Source organism: Massilia sp. LXY-6 (assembly GCF_051233485.1).
Classification (GTDB): Bacteria; Pseudomonadota; Gammaproteobacteria; order Burkholderiales; family Burkholderiaceae_D; genus Telluria.
The window spans coordinates 1-1,907 of sequence record NZ_JBKFGF010000020.1 but is presented as its reverse complement, the minus strand read 5'-3'; the positions used below and the strand labels follow the sequence as shown (position 1 = coordinate 1,907).

The following is a 1,907-nucleotide window of genomic DNA, read 5'->3' as shown; positions in this document are numbered from 1 at the left end:
GGCGTCGGAAAAACTCGTTTGCTTCATCGGTGATGCTGGAAAGATGGGATGCATCATTGTGCCAGTTGCGCCGGCGGCCGGGGGAGCTCGGCGATTAAATCAGCGCTTCCCTAAGATTTCCGGTTGGGCCAACTACCACCAGCACATCGTGGCCAATGAGACCTTCTCCAAAGTCGACAACGAAATCTGGCATGCGTTATGGCGCTGGGCACTTCGCCGGCATCCGAACAAAGGGCGGTACTGGGTCAAAGACCGGTATTTTCCCAAGTTCGGTACTCGCAAGTGGGTGTTCAGCTGCACTGTGGCACAGAAAAACGGCAAGAACAAGACACTACCCCTGAGGAAAGCTGGCGACGTAGAGATACGGCGACATGTGAAAATCCGAGGTGCTGCGACACCGTTCGACCCGTCGTTTGAGGAATACTTTGAGGAACGCACTTCCGTGAAAATGAAACGTACTCTCAAGGGACGCCGAAAACTTTTGTACCTGTGGAGGCGACAGCGGGGGCTCTGTCCTTGCTGTGGAGAGAAAATCACGACTATCACCGGGTGGCATAAGCACCACCTCGTGCGGCGTGTCGATGGCGGGTCTGACTCGACGTCTAATCTCTGGCTTCTGCACCCTGCATGTCACATGCAGGGACACGCTTCGGGTTTCAAATTTGTGCTGCCGGTTTCGCTCAGCGAGGCTTAGAACACTGGTCGGTCCTATGTTCATCAGGACAATCACGTGTTGATTGTGATTTGAGCCGTATGCGGAGAAATTCGCACGTACGGTTCTTAGGGCGGGGGATTTCAGTAATGAGGTCTCCCGACCCTCCTCACCGGGAGCTTCGTCATGAACTCGTCCACCCATCTACTGCGCCGCGCCGGCTTGCTGACTGCGCTGCTGGCCACGCTCGGCCTTGCTGGCTGCGGCGGCGACGTCGCCATCGGCATCGGTATCGGCTTTCACTCCGGCCCGGAATTTCCCTGGCCCGACCATCCCGACTGGCCCAGCTGGCCCGACCGGCCACAAGGCGCCACCGGCCTGTTCCCCATCGCCGGGGACGTCTGCGGCGCCTGCACCGGCTCGCGCGACGGCAGCGGTTCGGCGGCCCGTTTCAACGGCCCGGAAGGCATCGTCGCCGATGCCGACGGTAACCTCTACGTGGCGGAACCGGCCAGCGCGACCATCCGCAAAATCACGCCGCAAGGCGCCGTCACCACGCTGGCCGGCGCCACCGGGGCGGTCGGCTATGCGGACGGCAACGGCGCTGCGGCGCGCTTCAACCAGCCGTCCCGGCTCGACACCGATTCCCAGGGCAACCTGTATGTCACCGACACCGGCAACTCGGTGGTGCGCAAGATCGCGCCGGGCGGCGCGGCCGGCACCCTGGCCGGCAACGGCACCTGCGGCAGCGCGGACGGGCGCGGCACGACGGCCCAGTTCTGCAACCCGAAAGGCATCGCGCTGGACCGCTGGGGCAATCTATGGGTCGCGGACACCGGCAACCACACGGTGCGCCGCATCGACGCCAACGGCAACGTCAGCACCGTGGCCGGCTCGCCCGGCGTATGCGGCAGCACGAACGGACGCGGCGACGTGGCCCGCTTCTGCAATCCGCAGGACGTCGACGTCGACGAATGGGGAAATGTGTATGTGGTCGATACCGGCAACTCGACGATCCGCATGATCAGTCCCAAGGGCGAGGTGAAGACCCTGGCGGGCCAGGCCGGCCAGTGCGGCGCGGTGGACGGCAGCGCGACCGTATCGCGGCTGTGCGCGCCCAGCGGCATCGCGGTCGAGGGCAACGACCTGTATGTCGCGGACACCGGCAACGCCACCATCCGCAGGATCAACCTCGACAACGTGACCAGCACGGTAGCGGGCGTCGCCGGGCGCCAGGGCATCGCGCTCGGCGCCC

1 protein-coding gene and 1 pseudogene are annotated in these 1,907 nt (G+C 63.8%); both read left to right on the top strand.

The window, feature by feature from the left end; translation table 11 throughout:
• The coding region (locus tag ACI48D_RS10305) for a group II intron maturase-specific domain-containing protein (RefSeq protein ID WP_435571135.1) at positions 1-694 on the top strand (694 nt) is incomplete at its 5' end.
• A gap of 144 nt (positions 695-838) precedes the next feature.
• Positions 839-1,907, top strand: a pseudogene (locus tag ACI48D_RS10300) (hypothetical protein); the annotation flags it as partial.